The sequence below is a fragment of the Pokkaliibacter plantistimulans genome (assembly GCF_003194385.1).
Lineage (GTDB): Bacteria > Pseudomonadota > Gammaproteobacteria > Pseudomonadales > Balneatricaceae > Pokkaliibacter > Pokkaliibacter plantistimulans.
Map to the genome: position 1 here is coordinate 1 of NZ_LAPT01000130.1, position 16,886 is coordinate 16,886.

At 57.4% G+C, this 16,886-nt stretch carries 14 protein-coding genes; 10 read left to right on the top strand and 4 right to left on the bottom strand.

What is annotated here, in order from left to right:
- Positions 1-332 precede the first annotated feature (332 nt).
- From WH50_RS23270 to WH50_RS23280, 3 genes are all read left to right on the top strand, one after another.
- Positions 333-1,190, top strand: a complete 858-nt coding sequence (locus WH50_RS23270) for a GNAT family N-acetyltransferase (protein ID WP_110189598.1) — start codon at positions 333-335, stop codon at positions 1,188-1,190.
- Between the two features lie 375 nt (positions 1,191-1,565).
- Complete coding sequence (locus WH50_RS23275; protein ID WP_110189589.1) at positions 1,566-3,542, top strand: bifunctional 2',3'-cyclic-nucleotide 2'-phosphodiesterase/3'-nucleotidase; 1,977 nt, start codon at positions 1,566-1,568, stop codon at positions 3,540-3,542.
- 270 nt (positions 3,543-3,812) lie between these two features.
- Positions 3,813-4,097, top strand: coding sequence for a PilZ domain-containing protein (locus tag WH50_RS23280; protein ID WP_104157262.1), 285 nt, complete (start codon positions 3,813-3,815; stop codon positions 4,095-4,097).
- A gap of 103 nt (positions 4,098-4,200) precedes the next feature.
- On the opposite strand, the gene WH50_RS23285 is transcribed toward WH50_RS23280, so the two are convergent.
- The 3 genes from WH50_RS23285 to WH50_RS23295 all read right to left on the bottom strand — a co-directional run bounded on the left by WH50_RS23285 (position 4,201) and on the right by WH50_RS23295 (position 7,068).
- Positions 4,201-5,160, bottom strand: coding sequence for an energy transducer TonB (locus WH50_RS23285; protein ID WP_110189599.1), 960 nt, complete (start codon positions 5,158-5,160; stop codon positions 4,201-4,203).
- An 18-nt stretch (positions 5,161-5,178) separates the two neighbouring features.
- Positions 5,179-6,132, bottom strand: a complete 954-nt coding sequence (gene gshB, locus WH50_RS23290) for a glutathione synthase (RefSeq protein WP_110189590.1) — start codon at positions 6,130-6,132, stop codon at positions 5,179-5,181.
- A 174-nt stretch (positions 6,133-6,306) separates the two neighbouring features.
- Positions 6,307-7,068: a 16S rRNA (uracil(1498)-N(3))-methyltransferase gene (locus tag WH50_RS23295; RefSeq protein WP_243410246.1), complete on the bottom strand. Its 762-nt coding sequence runs from the start codon at positions 7,066-7,068 to the stop codon at positions 6,307-6,309.
- Between the two features lie 152 nt (positions 7,069-7,220).
- Between WH50_RS23295 and WH50_RS23300 the strand changes: the two genes are divergently transcribed.
- Together WH50_RS23300 and mscL are read left to right on the top strand one after the other, a co-directional pair.
- Positions 7,221-8,003 (top strand): DUF481 domain-containing protein, encoded by a 783-nt coding sequence (locus WH50_RS23300; protein ID WP_110189601.1) that lies wholly within the window; start codon positions 7,221-7,223, stop codon positions 8,001-8,003.
- Between the two features lie 205 nt (positions 8,004-8,208).
- A complete protein-coding gene (gene mscL, locus WH50_RS23305) occupies positions 8,209-8,676 on the top strand; it encodes a large-conductance mechanosensitive channel protein MscL (protein WP_110189591.1) in 468 nt (155 codons plus the stop codon).
- A gap of 108 nt (positions 8,677-8,784) precedes the next feature.
- On the opposite strand, the gene metK is transcribed toward mscL, so the two are convergent.
- Entirely contained in the window at positions 8,785-9,975 is a 1,191-nt protein-coding gene (gene metK, locus WH50_RS23310; RefSeq protein WP_110189592.1) for a methionine adenosyltransferase, read from the bottom strand.
- A gap of 293 nt (positions 9,976-10,268) precedes the next feature.
- Between metK and tkt the strand changes: the two genes are divergently transcribed.
- From tkt to WH50_RS23335, 5 genes are all read left to right on the top strand, one after another.
- Positions 10,269-12,266: a transketolase gene (tkt, locus tag WH50_RS23315; protein ID WP_110189593.1), complete on the top strand. Its 1,998-nt coding sequence runs from the start codon at positions 10,269-10,271 to the stop codon at positions 12,264-12,266.
- Between the two features lie 110 nt (positions 12,267-12,376).
- Positions 12,377-13,402 (top strand): type I glyceraldehyde-3-phosphate dehydrogenase, encoded by a 1,026-nt coding sequence (locus WH50_RS23320; RefSeq protein ID WP_110189594.1) that lies wholly within the window; start codon positions 12,377-12,379, stop codon positions 13,400-13,402.
- Between the two features lie 37 nt (positions 13,403-13,439).
- Positions 13,440-14,603 (top strand): phosphoglycerate kinase, encoded by a 1,164-nt coding sequence (locus tag WH50_RS23325; protein ID WP_110189595.1) that lies wholly within the window; start codon positions 13,440-13,442, stop codon positions 14,601-14,603.
- A gap of 155 nt (positions 14,604-14,758) precedes the next feature.
- The gene (fba, locus tag WH50_RS23330; RefSeq protein ID WP_110189596.1) at positions 14,759-15,823 is read left to right on the top strand and encodes a class II fructose-bisphosphate aldolase; all 1,065 of its coding nucleotides are present in this window, start codon (positions 14,759-14,761) and stop codon (positions 15,821-15,823) included.
- Between the two features lie 63 nt (positions 15,824-15,886).
- On the top strand, positions 15,887-16,886 hold a 1,000-nt coding region (locus WH50_RS23335), incomplete at its 3' end, for an alpha/beta hydrolase (RefSeq protein WP_110189597.1).

Genomic DNA, 16,886 nt, shown 5'->3' on the forward strand with positions numbered 1-16,886 from the left:
TCTGCAGTGGAATCTGCCGAATTACCGTCGGGCTCTTGCAGGCGCGGTGTGGCAGTGGAATAAAGGCTGCATTCGCTCAGCCGTCTATCAGGTCGTTGAAAACCTATCTGCGTTGCCGAATACCGCGTCAAAAACAGGCTCAAAATGCTCATTTAGTTCACTAAACTCCGCTTTTTCGCCTGTTTCTTGTGCCCTCGGGGTATTTCCTTGTCTCGGCTGCCTCGATAACGTTTTTCAACAGCCTGCTATGGCTTTCAGGTGCAAAGGGCTGAGCCCCTGCAGGTTTACTGTCTGTTCGCCAGATTGCGCTGGCGCCAATGTTGGAGTGCGTTATGGATCAAGCCATCTATCACTTCCGGGCCATGACTCCGGAGGATTTGCCCGCGGCTCACGGCCTGTCGCAGAAGCTGAAGTGGCCTCATCGTCTGCAGGACTGGGCGACTAACTTTGCGTTGAGCAAGGGGGTCGTGGTGGAGGCCGAGGGGCAGGTGATCGGCACCGCGCTGGCCTGCCCGCAGGGAGATTATGCCGCGATCGGTCTGGTGATTGTCAGTGATGACTATCAGGGCAAGGGGCTGGGGCGGCAACTGATGGGGCTGGCCATGGCGGAGGCAGGCGACCGTGCGCTGTGTCTGGTAGCGACCATTGCCGGTGCGCCGCTGTATGCCAAGCTGGGGTTCGCCAATTACGGCTATATTCGCCAGCATCAGGGAGTGGTCAGCAGTGCGACGCTGTCTGCACCCGCGGCACTGCCGGTGGCTGAGTCATTGCGAGTGCTTGATGACGCGGACGCCCCGGCATTACAGACACTGCTTAATCACGGCAGCGGCATGGAGCGCAGCGGAGTGTTGCAGGCCTTTCTGGCGATCACCGAACGTGGCATCGGGATTGAGCGCGATGGTCAGCTGGTGGGATTTGCCCTGCTGCGTCCTTTCGGTCGCGGCAAGGCCATCGGCCCGGTCGTAGCAGAAAATGCGGCGCAGGCGCGCACCATGATTCATGCCCTGTTGCAGGGTGAAGACGGCAGCTTTGTGCGCATGGATACCCCGGAACAGCTGGGCCTGTGCGAGACCCTGGTGGACTGGGGGCTGCTGGAAGTGGACCGGGTTGCGCAGATGGTCAAGGGCGATGCACCCCGTAGCCGGGATGGCTTTAGCCAGTTTGCTCTGGCCAATCAGGCGCTGGGCTAACGCCTTCCCTCATGCCGAAGGTGACGGTCTGGTTGTCTCCGGCCAGAACCAGATCAGGCTGGGCGGCCAGCACCGCTTCAAGACGGAACTCATGGCTGGTCGCTCCGTGAATAGCCAGTGCTTCGGCAGGCATCTTGCTGGCTGACAGTGTGGTGTCTGACGCCTGTTTATCCAGCGTAATGACATGGCTGGGGGGATGTTACCTGACTGCCGCTGCAGAACAGTCAGACGGCGGGCTGATACATTTTGACCTTGTGGTCAGAAAATAATTGATTTGTCACAGGGGCGGGGTAGTCTGGTTTTTCTGTTACCGAACGCCGTTCCGATCCGAGCTGTGCGGCGTGTCATCATTCTGCCAAGTACAAGGAGTTGTCGATGAAGCACCGCGTTATCCCCTCTCTTCGTCCTCTGTCGATTGCTGTAATGCTGTCAGTGGCCACGGCGGCAAGCAGTGCCGGAGCGGCCACTGTGCAGCTGCGCCTGCTGGAAACCTCCGACCTGCATGCCAACATGATGGACTTCGACTACTACAAGGATCAGCCGACCGAGCGGTATGGTCTGGTACGCACCGCCACTCTGATCGAGCAGGCCCGCAAGGAAGTCACCAACAGCGTGCTGGTGGATAACGGCGATCTGATTCAGGGCAGCCCGCTGGGGGATTACGAGGCCGCCAAGGGGCTCAAGCCGGGCGAAGTGCATCCGGTGTACAAGGCCATGAATACCCTCGACTACGAGGTGGGCAATATCGGTAACCACGAGTTCAACTACGGTCTGGGCTTCCTGCGCGAAGCCATCAATGATGCGAACTTCCCCTATGTCAACGCCAACGTCATCGACAGCCAGACCGGTAAGCCGATGTTCACACCCTATCTGATCAAGGAGACCAGGGTGCGTGACAGCGATGGCAAGGAGCAGGTGCTGAAGATCGGTTATATCGGTTTTGTACCGCCGCAGATCATGCAGTGGGACAAAGCCAATCTCGATGGCAAGGTCACCGTGCGGGACATCAAACAGACCGCCGAGGAGTGGGTGCCGAAGATGCGTGCGGAAGGAGCTGATCTGGTGGTGGCCATTCCTCACTCAGGTTTGTCGTCAGACCCCGATAAGCTGATGGCGGAAAATTCGGTGTATTACCTTGCCGATGTCAAAGGCGTGGATGCCATCCTGTTTGGTCATGCCCATGCGGTCTTCCCCAGCAAGGACTTTGCCTCCATTCCCGGTATCGATATCGACAAGGGCACCATCAACGACATTCCGGCAGTGATGCCGGGGCAGTGGGGTGATCACCTCGGGGTGGTCGATATGACCCTCAGCAACGACGCGGGCAGCTGGAAGGTGACGGCGACCCGTGCCGAGGCGCGGGCGATCTATGACAAGACGGCGAAAAAGGCTCTGACCACACCGGATGAGCGCCTGCGTGCGCTGCTGGAGCAGGATCATGAAGCCACCCGTACCTTTGTCGGCAAGCCCATCGGTCAGGCTTCCGATGTGATGTACAGCTATCTGGCGCTGGTGCAGGACGATCCGACCATCCAGATCGTCAACAACGCGCAGAAGGATTACGTCGAGCGTTTCATTCAGGGTGATCCTGATCTGGCCAGCTTACCGGTGCTGGCTGCGGCAGCGCCGTTCAAGGTAGGGGGGCGCAAGAATGATCCCACCGGTTTTACCGAAGTGGAGAAGGGCCAGCTGTCGTTCCGTAACGCGGCAGACCTCTATCTTTACCCCAACACGCTGGTGGCGCTGAAGGTCACCGGCAAGGAGCTGAAAGAGTGGCTGGAGTGCTCGGCGGCGCAGTTCAATCAGATTGATCCCCAGTCCACGGCGAAGCAGAGCCTGATCAACTGGGATGGCTTCCGTACCTATAACTTCGACGTGATTGACGGCGTCGACTATCAGATTGATGTCACCCAGCCTGCCCGTTATGACGGTGAGTGCCAGCTGCTCAACGAAAAGGCAGAACGCATCACCCATCTGACCTGGCAGGGCAAGGCGGTTGATCCGGCGCAGGTCTTCCTGGTGGCCTCCAATAACTATCGAGCCTACGGCGGCAAGTTTGCTGGCACGGGCAGTGACCATATTGCCTTTGCGGCACCGGATGAGAACCGTAGCGTGGTGGCGGCCTATATCTCGGCGCAGACCAAGGCGCAGGGTCAGGTGGTGCCGAGTGCCGACAACAACTGGCGTCTTGCCCCCATTGCCAGCGCCCAGCCGCTGGATGTGGAGTTTGAGACGGCCCCCAGTGACAAGGCTGCCGCCTTTATCGACAGCCATCAGGCTTATCCCATGACCCGCGTCGGGCAGGATGACGTCGGTTTTGCCCTCTATCGTCTGGATCTGCGTCCGCACTGACCGGTAATCAACCCAAAACCACGCCCCGCTGGCCTGCTCGCGGGGCGTTTTTATCTGCGGCTGTCAGCGCGGGGCCGCAGGGAGCACGGCAACATCGGTGCAGCGGTTGTCGGCTTGAAGTGTTTCCACTGCTGGAGCGGTGAAAGAAGCTGGCTATATACTGTGCAGGCTCGGACGTGATGTCTGGATGTCCGGGTGATAAAGGAATAGCTGCTGCCATGTCGGTGCCTGCCGGCAGGTGGTTCCCAATCAATATGGAGGACAGAGACAGTGATAGGACACGACGACCGGCGTAATTTCTATCGCATGATGATCAATGCGGAAGTGGTGCTGTGGATGGCCAACCGCTCTGCGCCCTTGCGAGGGGTCTGTCAGGATCTGAGTGCCACAGGGATGGGGGTGATTGTCAGTTCACCGCTGCAGCCCGGTGAAGAGATCATGGTCAAACTGGCATCACAGAGCAACAGCCTGGAAGCGGAAGCCCGGGTAGTACGTTGTGACAGTAAAGGGCCGCAGGAATATCTGGTCGGATTGGAAGTGATCCGCATGCACTGAGGCCTGCTATCGCTAGCTGCCCCTGTTTTGCCATGGCGGTGATGCGCTATTCCGGGACGGCCTGCCGCCCCGGGTTCCCTGTTCAGATCAATCGAACATTCGCTCAGTAGAGCGTGCGGCTACGTTCAAACACCCAGGTGCGGATAATTTCCAGCTCATCCACGTTGGCGCGCATCTGCGGTGGAAAAGGGGCGAACGGCGAGGCCAGTTTGACGATCTGTTTGGCGGCATCATCCAGCATCTTCTGCCCTGACGATTGCAGTATCTGCATCTCCTTGACGCTGCCATCCGGGCGCAGCACCACCAGTAACCGCAACTTGCCGTAGATCCCCTGCTGGCGTGAAGCCGCCGGGTAATGCATGTTGCCTACCTGCTGAATCTTGTCTTTCCAGGCATTGAGATAGAAGGCGTCTTCACTGCGCTGCGTGGAGTTGGAGTCCAGGGTGCGTTTGCGCGGACGCTTGGCATATTCCTGCCGCATCATGTCGAGGGATGCTTCGAGGCTGGCAATCTCCAGACTGCGTGCCGTCAGTGACGGGCCGTCAGCGCTGTTGCTCGGTGTGCTGGCCGGTTTGGGCTTCTGTTTCTTGGTTTCGTTGTGGGTGCCGCTGCTGGTGTCGGTCTTTTTCGTGGTGGCGACCGTTTTCTGCTTGTCGTGTGGCACCGGCTTGGGTTCCGGTTTGGCGACAACCGGGACCGGTTGCGGCGCGGGTTCAGGCACGGGAGTGGGCTGGCTGACGGGCTCTACCGGCACCGGTTGTGGCATCGGCTGCTGAGCAGCCAGTTCATTGATCTTGCTGTCGCTGAAGTCGGCGCGCTCGGTGGTGCTCAGGCGCGTCTTCTCCTCCTGCTCACCACTGCCCTGCTGATTGTGTTGAGCAACAAAGTCGGCCTGCTCAGGTTTTTCCGGCTCGCTGCGGGTCGCCAGCGTGACTTCCAGGCTGTTCTGCACCCGCTTGGTGGGCATCTGCCACTCAAAGCCAATGCCCAGCAACACCAGTGCATGGACCACCAGAGCAACAGCAAGGGCACGGGAAAAACGGGCCGAACTGTGCTCGGCCATGACCAACTGCATTCAGTACTACACTCCGAGTTTAGCGGCGATGGCATCCATCAGCTGCGCGCCGATGTTGAGGCCAAACTGGTTGTCCAGCTCGCGGATACAGGTCGGGCTGGTGACGTTGATTTCTGTCAGGTAGTCGCCGATGACGTCCAGACCTACAAACAGCAGGCCTTTTTCCCGCAGTACCGGGCCGACCTGTTCGGCTATGTAGCGGTCACGTTCGCTCAGCGGACGGCCTTCGCCACGACCACCGGCTGCCAGATTGCCACGGGTTTCGCCCTGCGAAGGAATGCGGGCCAGACAATAATCCACAGGTACGCCGTCGATCATCAGAATACGTTTATCCCCAGCACTGATTTCGGGGATGAACTTCTGTGCCATGATCTGCTGTTTGCCGAAGGCGGTCAGGGTTTCCAGAATCACGTTGAGGTTGGGGTCGCCGGCACGCACCCGGAAGATGGCGCTGCCGCCCATGCCATCCAGCGGCTTGTAGATCACATCCTGATGCTCACCGAGGAAGGCGCGCAGCAGATCGGCGCGACGGCTGACCAGTACCGGCGGCGTCAGCTGCGGAAACTGGGTAGCAAAGACCTTCTCGTTACAGTCACGCAGGCTCTGCGGCTTGTTGACCACCAGCGTACCCTGCGCCTCAGCCTGTTCCAGCAGATAGGTGCTGTAGATGAACTCGTTGTCGAAGGGAGGGTCCTTGCGCATCAGGATAACCTGCATGTCCGACAGGGGACGATGAACCACGTCACCGAGCTCGTACCAGTGCTCAGGATCGTAGGCAACCTTGAGGGGGCGCATCACCGCCATCGACTGACCGTCACGGGAGTAGAGATCCTTCTGCTCCATGTAATGCAGCTGCCAGCCGCGCTCCTGCGCCGCGACCAGCATGGCCAGGGAACTGTCTTTCTTGTAGTTGATCGCCTGGATCGGATCCATGACGACGCCAACATTGACTACGGACATAGCGCTCTCCCTTTGTTCGTTCCGGCCGCAACCGCTGGTGCGCGAAACCAATGGAATGATGTCTGAACGGCAGGCCGGTCTCTGGTCGAGAGCCGGGCCGACCGGAAAATTCATTTGCCTAAATAGGGACTTGGCGGGTATTCCGCAAGTGCATCACCGTCACCGCACGATGAATCAGAGATCGCCCCACAGCAGCTGACACACCGACAGTGCCGTCACCGGTGCGGTTTCGGTACGCAGTACCCGGGGACCGAGGGTGACTGGCAAGAAGCCAGCGGCTTCCGCCTGAGCGATTTCTTCTTCGCTCAGGCCCCCTTCCGGGCCGATCAGCAGGGCGACGGAGCCCGGTCTGGGCAGCTCGCGCAGGGGGGAAACCGTACGGTGGTGCAATACCAGCTTGAGGTCGGCCTCGACACTGTGCAGCCAGTCTTTCAGCAGCATCGGTTCGTGAATATCGGGTAATACCGGGCGAATGCATTGCTCGCAGGCACTGATGGCCACCTGCTGCCAGTGCTGCAGGCGTTTGTCCTGACGTTCCCCCTGCAGTTTGACTTCACAACGCTCGGTAAACAGCGGCGTCATGCTGGCCATGCCCATTTCGGTGGCTTTCTGCACGGCATAGTCCATGCGCTCACCGCGCGACATGGCCTGACCGATATGCACCCGCAGTGGTGATTCGTTGTCATGGGGGAAGAAGTCATACAGTTCGACACTGGCCTGACGTTTCCCCACCTCCAGCAGGCGGGCGCGGAAATAGCCCCGGAGCTGGCCATTGAACAGCTCCAGCTCATGGCCGGGCTGCAGCCGCAGCACTTTGACGCTGTGTTGGAAAGCACTGTCGGACAGGGTAAGTACCTGACCCTGCTGGACAGCATCGGCCTGGTAGATTCGCGGTATGCGCATGACAACAAACTGACTGATGAACGGAGCCGACATGCTATCACAGTTACCCCACGGCTCCACCCGCGTGCGGATGCACAAGGAAACAGACTGATAACCCGTTATCTCGCCAACTATCCCAACATAGTCCGGCCAGTGGCGGCACAGCAGCGGGTGGCTGCGGTGCTGAACAGAGGGAGATGACAGACATGAACAGAGGGCGGAAGCGGCACGGGCACCGGAGGCTATGGAGATGTGCAGGTTGTCTGCTGGGCTGTATCAGTGTGCCGGTATGGGCGGATGATAATGCCAGCGAGCCGCCATGGAATGCGGATGCTGAACTGGGGCTGATGCAAACCACGGGTAACACCAGTACGTCGTCGGTCAAGGCCAAGCTGGATGTCAATCAGGAGCTGCCACAGTGGCGTAATGAGTACACCTTTGACGGGCTCTATACCCGCGATAAAACCGACGACAGCGACACGGAGTACAGCACCTCGGCGCAGCGCTGGTTCGCTTCGGCACAGGGTAACTACAAGCTGGATGAGAAGAACAAGGCGGTATTTATCTATGGCTCTTACGAGCAGGACCGCTTCAGTGGCTATCAGTATCAGGGTTCGGTGGCGCTGGGTTATGCCAACCGGCTGCTGGCCAGCCAGCAGCAGACGCTCGACGTCAACATCGGTCCGGGCGTGGCGTTCAATCAGGAAGAGCAGGGCGATAGCGCACGGTATGGCATTCTGCGTCTGTCGGCATCCTACAAGTACAAGGTCAGCCCTACCACGCGGTTCAGTCAGACCCTGAGCAGTGATCTGGCGCTGGATGCCGCCCAGAACAGCCGCTTCAAGTCGGAAACAGCACTGCGCGTCAATATCAACAGCACGCTGGCACTGAAGACCTCCTTTGCCGTCAGCCATAATACCCAGGTGGATGAAGGGGTTGATAAAACAGACGCCCAGACGGCCGTAACGCTGGTGTACACCTTCAAGTAGGGCTGATCTGCGTCTATCTGGGGGTAACTGTAAAGAAACGGTACTAATGACTGGATTTCACTAAGCATTCCCGGCGTTCTCAACGTACACTTGCCTGTGACCACCACCTGTGGGGTCAGGGTGCGCCTGTCAGGCGTATAGCTCGTCATCTGAGGAGTGGCTGGCAGAGCACCGCACAAGATGGTCATGCAAAGGAGCGAGAGCAATGCTGGAAGAGTTTAAGAAGTTTGCCCTGCGCGGCAACGTAGTGGATATGGCCGTAGGTATCATCATCGGTGGTGCGTTCGGTACGATCGTCAAAAGCATGGTGGATGACGTGCTGATGCCGCCGATCGGCATGCTGCTGGGGAATGTCGACTTCAGTGATCTGTTTGTCACGCTAAAGCCTGCGGCTGAAGGGGCGCACTACGCTACCCTGGCAGCGGCCAAAGCCGCTGGTGCCGTTACCCTCAATGTCGGCTTGTTCATCAACTCTGTGATCAGCTTTGTGATCATGGCATTTGCGCTGTTCATGCTGATCAAGGCCATGAACAAGTTGCAGGAAAGTGGCAAGGCCGAGGAAGCGCCCGCTGCTGCTCCGACCACCAAAGAGTGTGGCTTCTGCTGCAGTGCCATCCCTCTCAAGGCTATCCGCTGCCCGTGCTGTACTTCGGAACTGACCAGTTCGGTCTGATCCGCTGCCTTTGCTGGTAGCAGAAAGCACAACACCCCGCCGAGGCGGGGTGTTGTGTTATTGGGCTGTCATGGCTGACGGCCCGGTCATAATGCGGCAATCAGCGCATTACAGACCCGCGTCAGCACGCAGTGCTTCGGCTTTGTCGGTACGTTCCCAGGTGAAGGCAGTGAAGGTTTCGCCGTTCACGGTCATTTCATAGGGGTTACGGCCGAAGTGACCATAGGAAGCAGTCGCCTGATACATCGGATGCAGCAGGTCCAGCATGGTGGTGATGGCATACGGACGCAGGTCGAAGTGGCGACGTACCAGTTCGATCAGGCGCTCTTCGCTTACCTTGCCAGTGCCGAAGGTATTGATAGAGATAGAAGTCGGCTGGGCGACACCGATGGCGTAGGAGACCTGAATTTCGCACTGATCTGCCAGACCGGCAGCCACGATGTTCTTGGCAACATAGCGACCCGCGTAGGCGGCAGAACGGTCCACTTTCGATGGGTCCTTGCCGGAGAAGGCGCCACCACCGTGACGAGCCATACCACCGTAGGTATCCACGATGATCTTACGGCCGGTCAGACCACAGTCACCGACCGGGCCGCCAATGATGAACTGGCCGGTGGGGTTTATGTGGAACTGGGTGTCCTTGCTGATCCATTCTGCGGGCAGCACGTGCTTGATGATCAGCTCCATGACCGCTTCGCGCAGGTCAGACTGCTTCACGTCAGGATTGTGCTGGGTAGACAGTACGACGGCGTCGATACCGGCAACCTTGCCGTCTTCATAGCGGAAGGTGACCTGGCTCTTCGCATCGGGACGCAGCCAGGGCAGCAGACCGGATTTGCGCGCTTCTGCCTGACGCTCAACCAGACGGTGGGCGTAGCAGATAGGGGCGGGCATCAGTACATCGGTCTCGTTGCTGGCATAGCCAAACATCAGACCCTGGTCACCGGCGCCCTGATCTTCTGGCCTGGAGCGGTCTACGCCCTGAGCGATGTCGATGGACTGTTTGCCGATGATATTGAGAATGCCGCAGGTAGCGCCGTCGAAACCGACGTCGGAAGAGGTGTAGCCGATGTCGCAGATGACTTTGCGCACCAGGTCTTCCAGATCTACCCATGCAGAGGTGGAGATTTCTCCGGCTACGATTGCCACACCGGTCTTGACCAGTGTTTCACAGGCCACGCGGGCATATTTGTCCTGACTGATGATGGCATCGAGTACCGCGTCGGAGATCTGATCCGCGATTTTGTCGGGATGACCTTCAGAGACGGATTCGGAGGTGAAAATACGATAGCTGCTCATTTGTGAGATAAGCCTCATAATTGAGTACTCCCGAGCTGGGAGCAGTGACTTAATTACGGGCCTTGCGGGCCGTGGGAGTTCTGCCGAAGCGACAGAATCGGCAAGTATACCCGTCTGGGCAGGGGCGGGCCATGGATGAGGGCGAATTTTCCCGAATTTCATCGCCACTTGGGCTAAATGCGGCAAAATCAACGCCAATCAGCAAGCAGACATTGCAGTTCAGGGAATGGACAGGGACAATATGGCGCAATTTTCATCACGGGCTAATGCGACCATCCCCCAGGAGACTGATAATGCCTTCTCGTCGAGATCTTGCCAACGCTATCCGTGCACTGAGTATGGATGCCGTGCAGAAAGCCAACTCCGGCCATCCCGGTGCCCCGATGGGCATGGCAGATATTGCCGAAGTGCTGTGGAACGACTTCATGCAGCACAATCCTACCAATCCGCACTGGTTCAACCGCGACCGCTTCGTGCTGTCCAATGGCCATGGCTCCATGCTGATCTACAGTCTGCTGCATCTGACTGGCTATGACGTCAGCATTGATGACCTGAAAAACTTCCGCCAACTGCATTCCAAAACCGCCGGGCATCCTGAGTATGGTTATTGCCCCGGTGTCGAAACCACCACGGGTCCGCTGGGACAGGGGATTGCCAACGCCGTGGGTATGGCTCTGGCCGAGAAGGTACTGGCAGCCAACTTTAACCGTGATGGCTTTGATCTGGTGGACCACCACACCTATGTGTTCCTTGGCGACGGCTGCATGATGGAAGGTATTTCCCATGAAGTGTGCTCGCTGGCGGGTACGCTGGGACTGGGCAAACTGATTGCGTTCTATGACGACAACGGCATTTCCATCGACGGGGAAGTGGAAGGCTGGTTTACCGACGACACCGCGAAGCGCTTCAAATCCTATGGCTGGCATGTCATCAAGGATGTCGATGGTCACGATGCCAAAGCGATCAAGGAAGCCATCAAGGAGGCGCGTCAGGAATCTGACAAGCCCACTCTGATTTGCTGCAAGACTATTATCGGTTTCGGCTCACCGAACAAGCAGGGTAAAGAAGATTGTCACGGTGCTGCACTGGGTGAAGCCGAAGTGGCGCTGACCCGTGAAGCGCTGGGCTGGTCTCACCCTGCGTTTGAAGTACCGGAAGATATCTACGCCGAGTGGAATGCACAGAAACGTGGCACCAAACAGGAAAACCAGTGGAATGACCTGTTTGCCCGTTATCAAGAAGCCTACCCCGAGCTGGCTGCTGCCCTGCTGCGTCGCATCAGTGGCGAGCTGCCTGCCACGTTCGTGGCCGATGCTGATGCCTATATTCGTGCCTGTCAGGAAAAAGGCGAAACCATCGCTTCACGCAAGGCTTCACAGAACAGCATCAACGCTTTTGCACCCATGCTGCCTGAGTTGTTGGGCGGCTCAGCGGATCTGGCGGGTTCCAACCTGACTCTGTGGAAAGGTGCCAAGGGCGTATCGGCTGAGGATGCTGCGGGCAACTACATTTATTACGGTGTGCGCGAATTCGGTATGAGCGCCATTATGAATGGTCTGACGCTGCACGGCGGCTTCATTCCTTATGGCGCTACTTTCCTGGTCTTCATGGAATATGCCCGCAATGCCGTGCGCATGGCGGCGCTGATGAAACTGCGCAACATCTTCGTTTATACCCATGACTCCATCGGTCTGGGTGAAGACGGCCCGACTCACCAGCCTATTGAGCAGCTGGCCAACATGCGCAGCACGCCGAATCTGGACGTATGGCGTCCCTGTGATGCGGTTGAGTCAGCCGTGGCCTGGAAGCAGGCTGTTGTGCGTGCCGATGGCCCCAGTGCGCTGGTGTTCTCCCGTCAGAATCTGATGCACATGCCACGCAGCGACGAGCAGCTGGCCAATGTGGCACGTGGCGGTTATGTGCTGGTGGATTGCGATGGTCAGCCGCAACTGATTCTGATCGCTACTGGCTCGGAAGTGGAGCTGACGGTGAAGGCCGCTGAGCAGCTGGCTGCCGAAGGCGTCAGGGTGCGTGTGGTATCCATGGCTTCTACTGACGTCTTTGACCGTCAGGACGTGGCTTACCGTGAGGCCGTTCTACCCGCCGCAGTCACTGCGCGTGTAGCGGTTGAAGCGGCTCATGCTGACTTCTGGTACAAGTACGTGGGCCTGAACGGCAAGATCGTCGGTATGACAACCTTTGGTGAGTCAGCTCCGGCCGGTGCGCTGTTCAAGTTGTTCGGCTTTACCGTCGACAACGTCGTGGCCACGGCCAAGTCGCTGTTGGTCTAATCGACAGCCAGTTTACAAAGGGGGCATTATTAGCCCCCTTTGTGCATCTTCATGCTGCTGAATCCATTCTGCAGCGGTTGTGCGGGTATCTTTGCAAGGTGACGTGATTCATGGCGTACCGTGTTGCCATCAATGGTTATGGAAGGATCGGGCAGTGCGTTTTGCGTGCACTGTATGAAGGCGGATATCGTGAACAGCTACAGGTCGTGGCACTCAACGAGCTGTCAGATATTGATACGGTGGCCTATCTGACGCGTTACGACACCACCCATGGGCGGTTTCCGCTACCGGTCAGTCGTGAAGGCGAGGCGATGCGCATCGGTGATGACCGCATTCTGGTGCTGAACGAACGCCAGCCAGAAAACCTGCCCTGGGCTGAACTCGATGTGGATCTGGTGCTGGAGTGCTCCGGCTCATTCAGCGAGCGCGCTGCGGCGGAGACACACCTGCAGGCAGGCGCACAGCGGTTGTTATTCTCACAGCCTGCTTCTGCTGATGTGGATGCCACCATCGTTTATGGTATTAACCATCTGCAGCTGGCTGCTGAGCAGCGCATCGTATCGGCGGCATCCTGCACCACGAACTGTCTGGTGCCGGTACTGGATCTGTTGGATCGGCAGTTCGGTATCGAGTGTGGTGTGACCACGACGATTCACTCGGCCATGAATGATCAGCCGGTCATTGATGCCTATCACCATACTAATCTGCGTCTGACCCGCAGTGCCCTGAGTTCCATTATTCCGGTGGATACCGGTCTGGCGCGCGGTCTTGACCGTCTGCTACCGCATCTTTCTGGTCGTTTCCAATGCCTTGCCATGCGTGTGCCAACCATTAATGTGTCGGCCATGGATATCACCCTTAATCTGAATCAGGCAGTAACGGCGACGGAAGTGAATGCACTGCTGCGCAAGGCCAGTGAATTGGAGCCGCTGCGTGGTTTGCTGGGGTACACCGAAGAGCCGCATGCCTCGGTGGACTTCAACCATGATGTACGCTCCGTTGTTGTAGACGGTACCCAGACACGGGTCAGTGGCGAGCGCATGCTGAAGCTGATGTGCTGGTTTGATAACGAGTGGGGCTTTGCCAACCGCATGCTGGATGTGTCGCGGTACTGGCTGGGCCTTGCCACTCGCTGAAACTCTATTTGTTAACTGACTGTCCTCAGGAAGACCCATGAACGTAATCAAGATGACTGATCTGGATCTGGCTGGTAAGCGTGTGCTGATCCGTGAAGACCTGAACGTCCCCGTCAAAGATGGCAAGGTCACGTCGGATGCCCGTATTCAGGCCTCGTTGCCCACCATCAGACTGGCCATGGAGAAAGGTGCCAAGGTCATGCTGATGTCGCATCTGGGCCGTCCCGAGGAAGGCGTGTTTGATCAGGCCAGTTCGCTGCAGCCAGTGGCTGAGCATCTGGGTAAGTTGCTGGGTCGCGAAGTGCCGGTGATCCGTGACTGGTTGGATGCCGAGTTGAACCTCAACGATGGTGATGTCGTGCTGTTCGAGAACGTGCGCTTCAACAAGGGTGAAGGCAAGAACAGCGAAGAACTGTCGAAGAAAATGGCAGCACTGTGTGATGTCTATGTGATGGACGCCTTTGGTACCGCGCATCGCGCTCAGGCTTCCACCCACGGTGTGGGCCAGTTTGCTCCGATCGCCTGTGCTGGCCCGCTGCTGGCAGCGGAGCTGGATGCACTGGGTAAAGCGCTGGATAAACCTGCCAAGCCCATGGCGGCCATTGTCGGCGGCTCCAAGGTGTCCACCAAGCTGGATGTACTGAACTCGCTGAGCGTGATCTGTGATCAGCTGATTGTGGGGGGGGGTATTGCCAATACCTTCCTGGCCGCGGCAGGCAAAAACGTTGGTAAGTCACTGTATGAGCCTGATCTGCTGGAGACTGCTAGGGCACTGATGGCCAAGGTCAGCATTCCTCTGCCGGAGGACGTGGTGGTTGCCAAGGCCTTTGCAGCGGATGCTGAAGCCACAGTGAAGAGTGTTGATGATGTCAGTGATGACGACATGATCCTGGATATCGGTCCAAAAACTGCAGAGAAGTTGGCGCAGATGCTGAAGTCCAGCCAGACCATCCTGTGGAATGGTCCTGTAGGTGTCTTTGAGTTTGATCAGTTTGGTGAAGGTACCAAGACACTGTCCATGGCCATTGCTTCCTCGTCGGCGTTCTCTATCGCTGGTGGTGGCGATACGCTGGCGGCCATTGATAAATACGGTATCGCTGAACAGGTATCCTATATTTCCACCGGTGGTGGGGCCTTCCTCGAGTTTGTGGAAGGGAAAGTATTGCCCGCGGTGGCGATGCTGCAGGAACGTGCTGCCTGAGCAGTATGCTCCCGGATGGCAGGCAAGGTGACTTTTTGCCATCCCATGCACTCTGCTGCAGGCTGCTAGCCTGCGCAGATTGCACCATTGCCTGTCAGGGCAGAGATGACTATCTATTAATCGGACGAACCCGAACGTCCAGAGAGGATTAACACATGGCTCTTATCAGTATGCGTCAGCTGCTGGATCACGCTGCCGAGTTCGGTTATGGCGTACCCGCATTTAACGTCAACAACCTTGAGCAGATGCGCGCCATTATGGAAGCGGCGGATAGAACCAACTCTCCGGTGATTGTGCAGGCCTCTGCCGGTGCCCGCAAATACGCCGGTGCGCCTTTCCTGCGTCATCTGATTCTGGCTGCCATTGAAGAGTTTCCGCATATCCCTGTAGTGATGCACCAGGATCATGGCACCAGTCCTGCCATCTGCCAGCGTTCCATTCAGCTGGGCTTCAGCTCGGTCATGATGGACGGTTCTCTCAGGGAAGACGGTAAGACCCCTGCTGATTATGACTATAACGTTGATGTGACTCGTCGCACCGTAGAAATGGCGCACGCTTGCGGCGTGTCTGTTGAAGGTGAGCTGGGCTGTCTGGGTTCTCTGGAAACCGGTCAGGCAGGTGAGGAAGATGGTGTTGGTGCTGAAGGAACTCTGGATCACAGCCAGTTGCTGACTGATCCTGAAGAAGCGGCTCAGTTCGTCATGGCCACTAATGTGGATGCACTGGCGATTGCCATTGGTACCAGCCATGGTGCGTACAAGTTCACCCGTCCACCGACCGGCGACATTCTGGCTATCGAGCGCATCAAAGCAATTCACCAGCGTATTCCCAATACCCATCTGGTTATGCATGGTTCTTCCTCTGTGCCCCAAGACTGGCTGGCGATCATCAATGAGTTCGGTGGTGAAATTCCCGAAACTTACGGTGTGCCAGTCGATGAGATCGTGGAAGGCATCAAGTACGGTGTGCGCAAGGTCAACATCGATACTGACTTGCGTCTTGCTTCTACCGGTGCCATTCGCCGCTTTATGGCGCAGAACAAGAGCGAATTCGATCCTCGCAAGTATCTGGCCAAAACCGTTGATGCAATGCGTGACATCTGTATCGCGCGTTATGAAGCATTCGGCACAGCAGGGCAGGCTGACAAGATCAAGGTGATTTCTCTTGACGCCATGTCTGTTGCGTATGCAAAAGGTGAGTTAGACGCGAAAGTCGTTTAATCCTCTACCGCCTCACACAATGCCTGTCGGTTCGCCGACAGGCATTTTGCTTTAAAGGTATCTATGGATTTTCCTTCGCTTGCCACTCTGCAGAAGCAGCTGCCCACCTTTCCCTGTGACGTGATCGATCTGCCAGCCATTCTGCAGCAATATGCTGAGCACTATGGTCTGCGCCAGCTGGCACAGCGTTACTGTGCGACGGTCGAGCTGGGTGGGTGTGAGATTGCCGGAATGCAGATCAACCTGTGTCACTTCGTTCCTTCGGCCACGCCCTTGGGAACGCTGCTGGTGGTGACTGGCTATACCGATCACATTGGCCTGTTTGGCAAGGTTTATGAGCTGGCTCTGCAACATAGTCTGCAGGTCTACGTGTTCGATTTGCCAGGACATGGACTGTCGTCGGGGGAGCGGGCCGGTATTGATGACTTCGCTACCTACCAGTCTGTACTGCGTGTAGTGGTCAATGAGTATTGCTTGCCTGCAGCAGGGCCATTGTTCGCAGTGGGGCAGAGCACGGGAGGAGGTATTCTGCTCGATGCATTGCTGCATGACGCCGAATTGGCCGCTGCTTTTAGCCGCGTATCTGCTCTGGCGCCATTGTTGTATCCGCGTCGCTTTTTCCAGATCCGCTGCCTGTACACGTTGTTGTCGCCGTTCTTGAAGAAAGTGCAAAGGGCCTTTCGGTCGGTGAGCCACGATGAAGGCTTCAATTGCTTTCTGCAGCAGGATGCTTTGCAGCCTGAGTATCTGTCTGTTAGCTGGATCGGGGCATTGATTCGCTGGACTGCCATGATGGAGCAATCGGCGCCTTCAGATTTCCCTCTACAGTTGCTGCAGGGAACAGACGATACGACGGTTGATGCAGGTACCAACATGAAGGCTTACCGACGGCTCTTCCCGGAGTCGCAACTTCATTGGATAGAAGGGGCAAGACATCACATGGTGAATGAGGCGGATGTGTGGTGGCAGCCAATATCCGAGCATATAGGAAGGTACTGGCAAGAGGGATTACAGAAATATTACGAGGGTGTTGACAGTCTCCCGGAAGTGCCTATAATGCGCC

Excerpts from the sequence above, each read along its gene's own strand:
- WH50_RS23270 (WP_110189598.1), top strand. The coding sequence starts at position 333 with ATGGATCAAGCCATCTATCACTTCCGGGCCATGACTCCGGAGGATTTG.
- WH50_RS23325 (WP_110189595.1), top strand. The coding sequence starts at position 13,440 with ATGAACGTAATCAAGATGACTGATCTGGATCTGGCTGGTAAGCGTGTG.
- WH50_RS23300 (WP_110189601.1), top strand. The coding sequence starts at position 7,221 with ATGAACAGAGGGCGGAAGCGGCACGGGCACCGGAGGCTATGGAGATGT.
- gshB (WP_110189590.1), bottom strand. The coding sequence starts at position 6,132 with ATGTCCGTAGTCAATGTTGGCGTCGTCATGGATCCGATCCAGGCGATC.
- fba (WP_110189596.1), top strand. The coding sequence starts at position 14,759 with ATGGCTCTTATCAGTATGCGTCAGCTGCTGGATCACGCTGCCGAGTTC.
- metK (WP_110189592.1), bottom strand. The coding sequence starts at position 9,975 with ATGAGCAGCTATCGTATTTTCACCTCCGAATCCGTCTCTGAAGGTCAT.
- WH50_RS23295 (WP_243410246.1), bottom strand. The coding sequence starts at position 7,068 with ATGTCGGCTCCGTTCATCAGTCAGTTTGTTGTCATGCGCATACCGCGA.
- tkt (WP_110189593.1), top strand. The coding sequence starts at position 10,269 with ATGCCTTCTCGTCGAGATCTTGCCAACGCTATCCGTGCACTGAGTATG.
- mscL (WP_110189591.1), top strand. The coding sequence starts at position 8,209 with ATGCTGGAAGAGTTTAAGAAGTTTGCCCTGCGCGGCAACGTAGTGGAT.
- WH50_RS23275 (WP_110189589.1), top strand. The coding sequence starts at position 1,566 with ATGAAGCACCGCGTTATCCCCTCTCTTCGTCCTCTGTCGATTGCTGTA.
- WH50_RS23320 (WP_110189594.1), top strand. The coding sequence starts at position 12,377 with ATGGCGTACCGTGTTGCCATCAATGGTTATGGAAGGATCGGGCAGTGC.
- WH50_RS23285 (WP_110189599.1), bottom strand. The coding sequence starts at position 5,160 with ATGGCCGAGCACAGTTCGGCCCGTTTTTCCCGTGCCCTTGCTGTTGCT.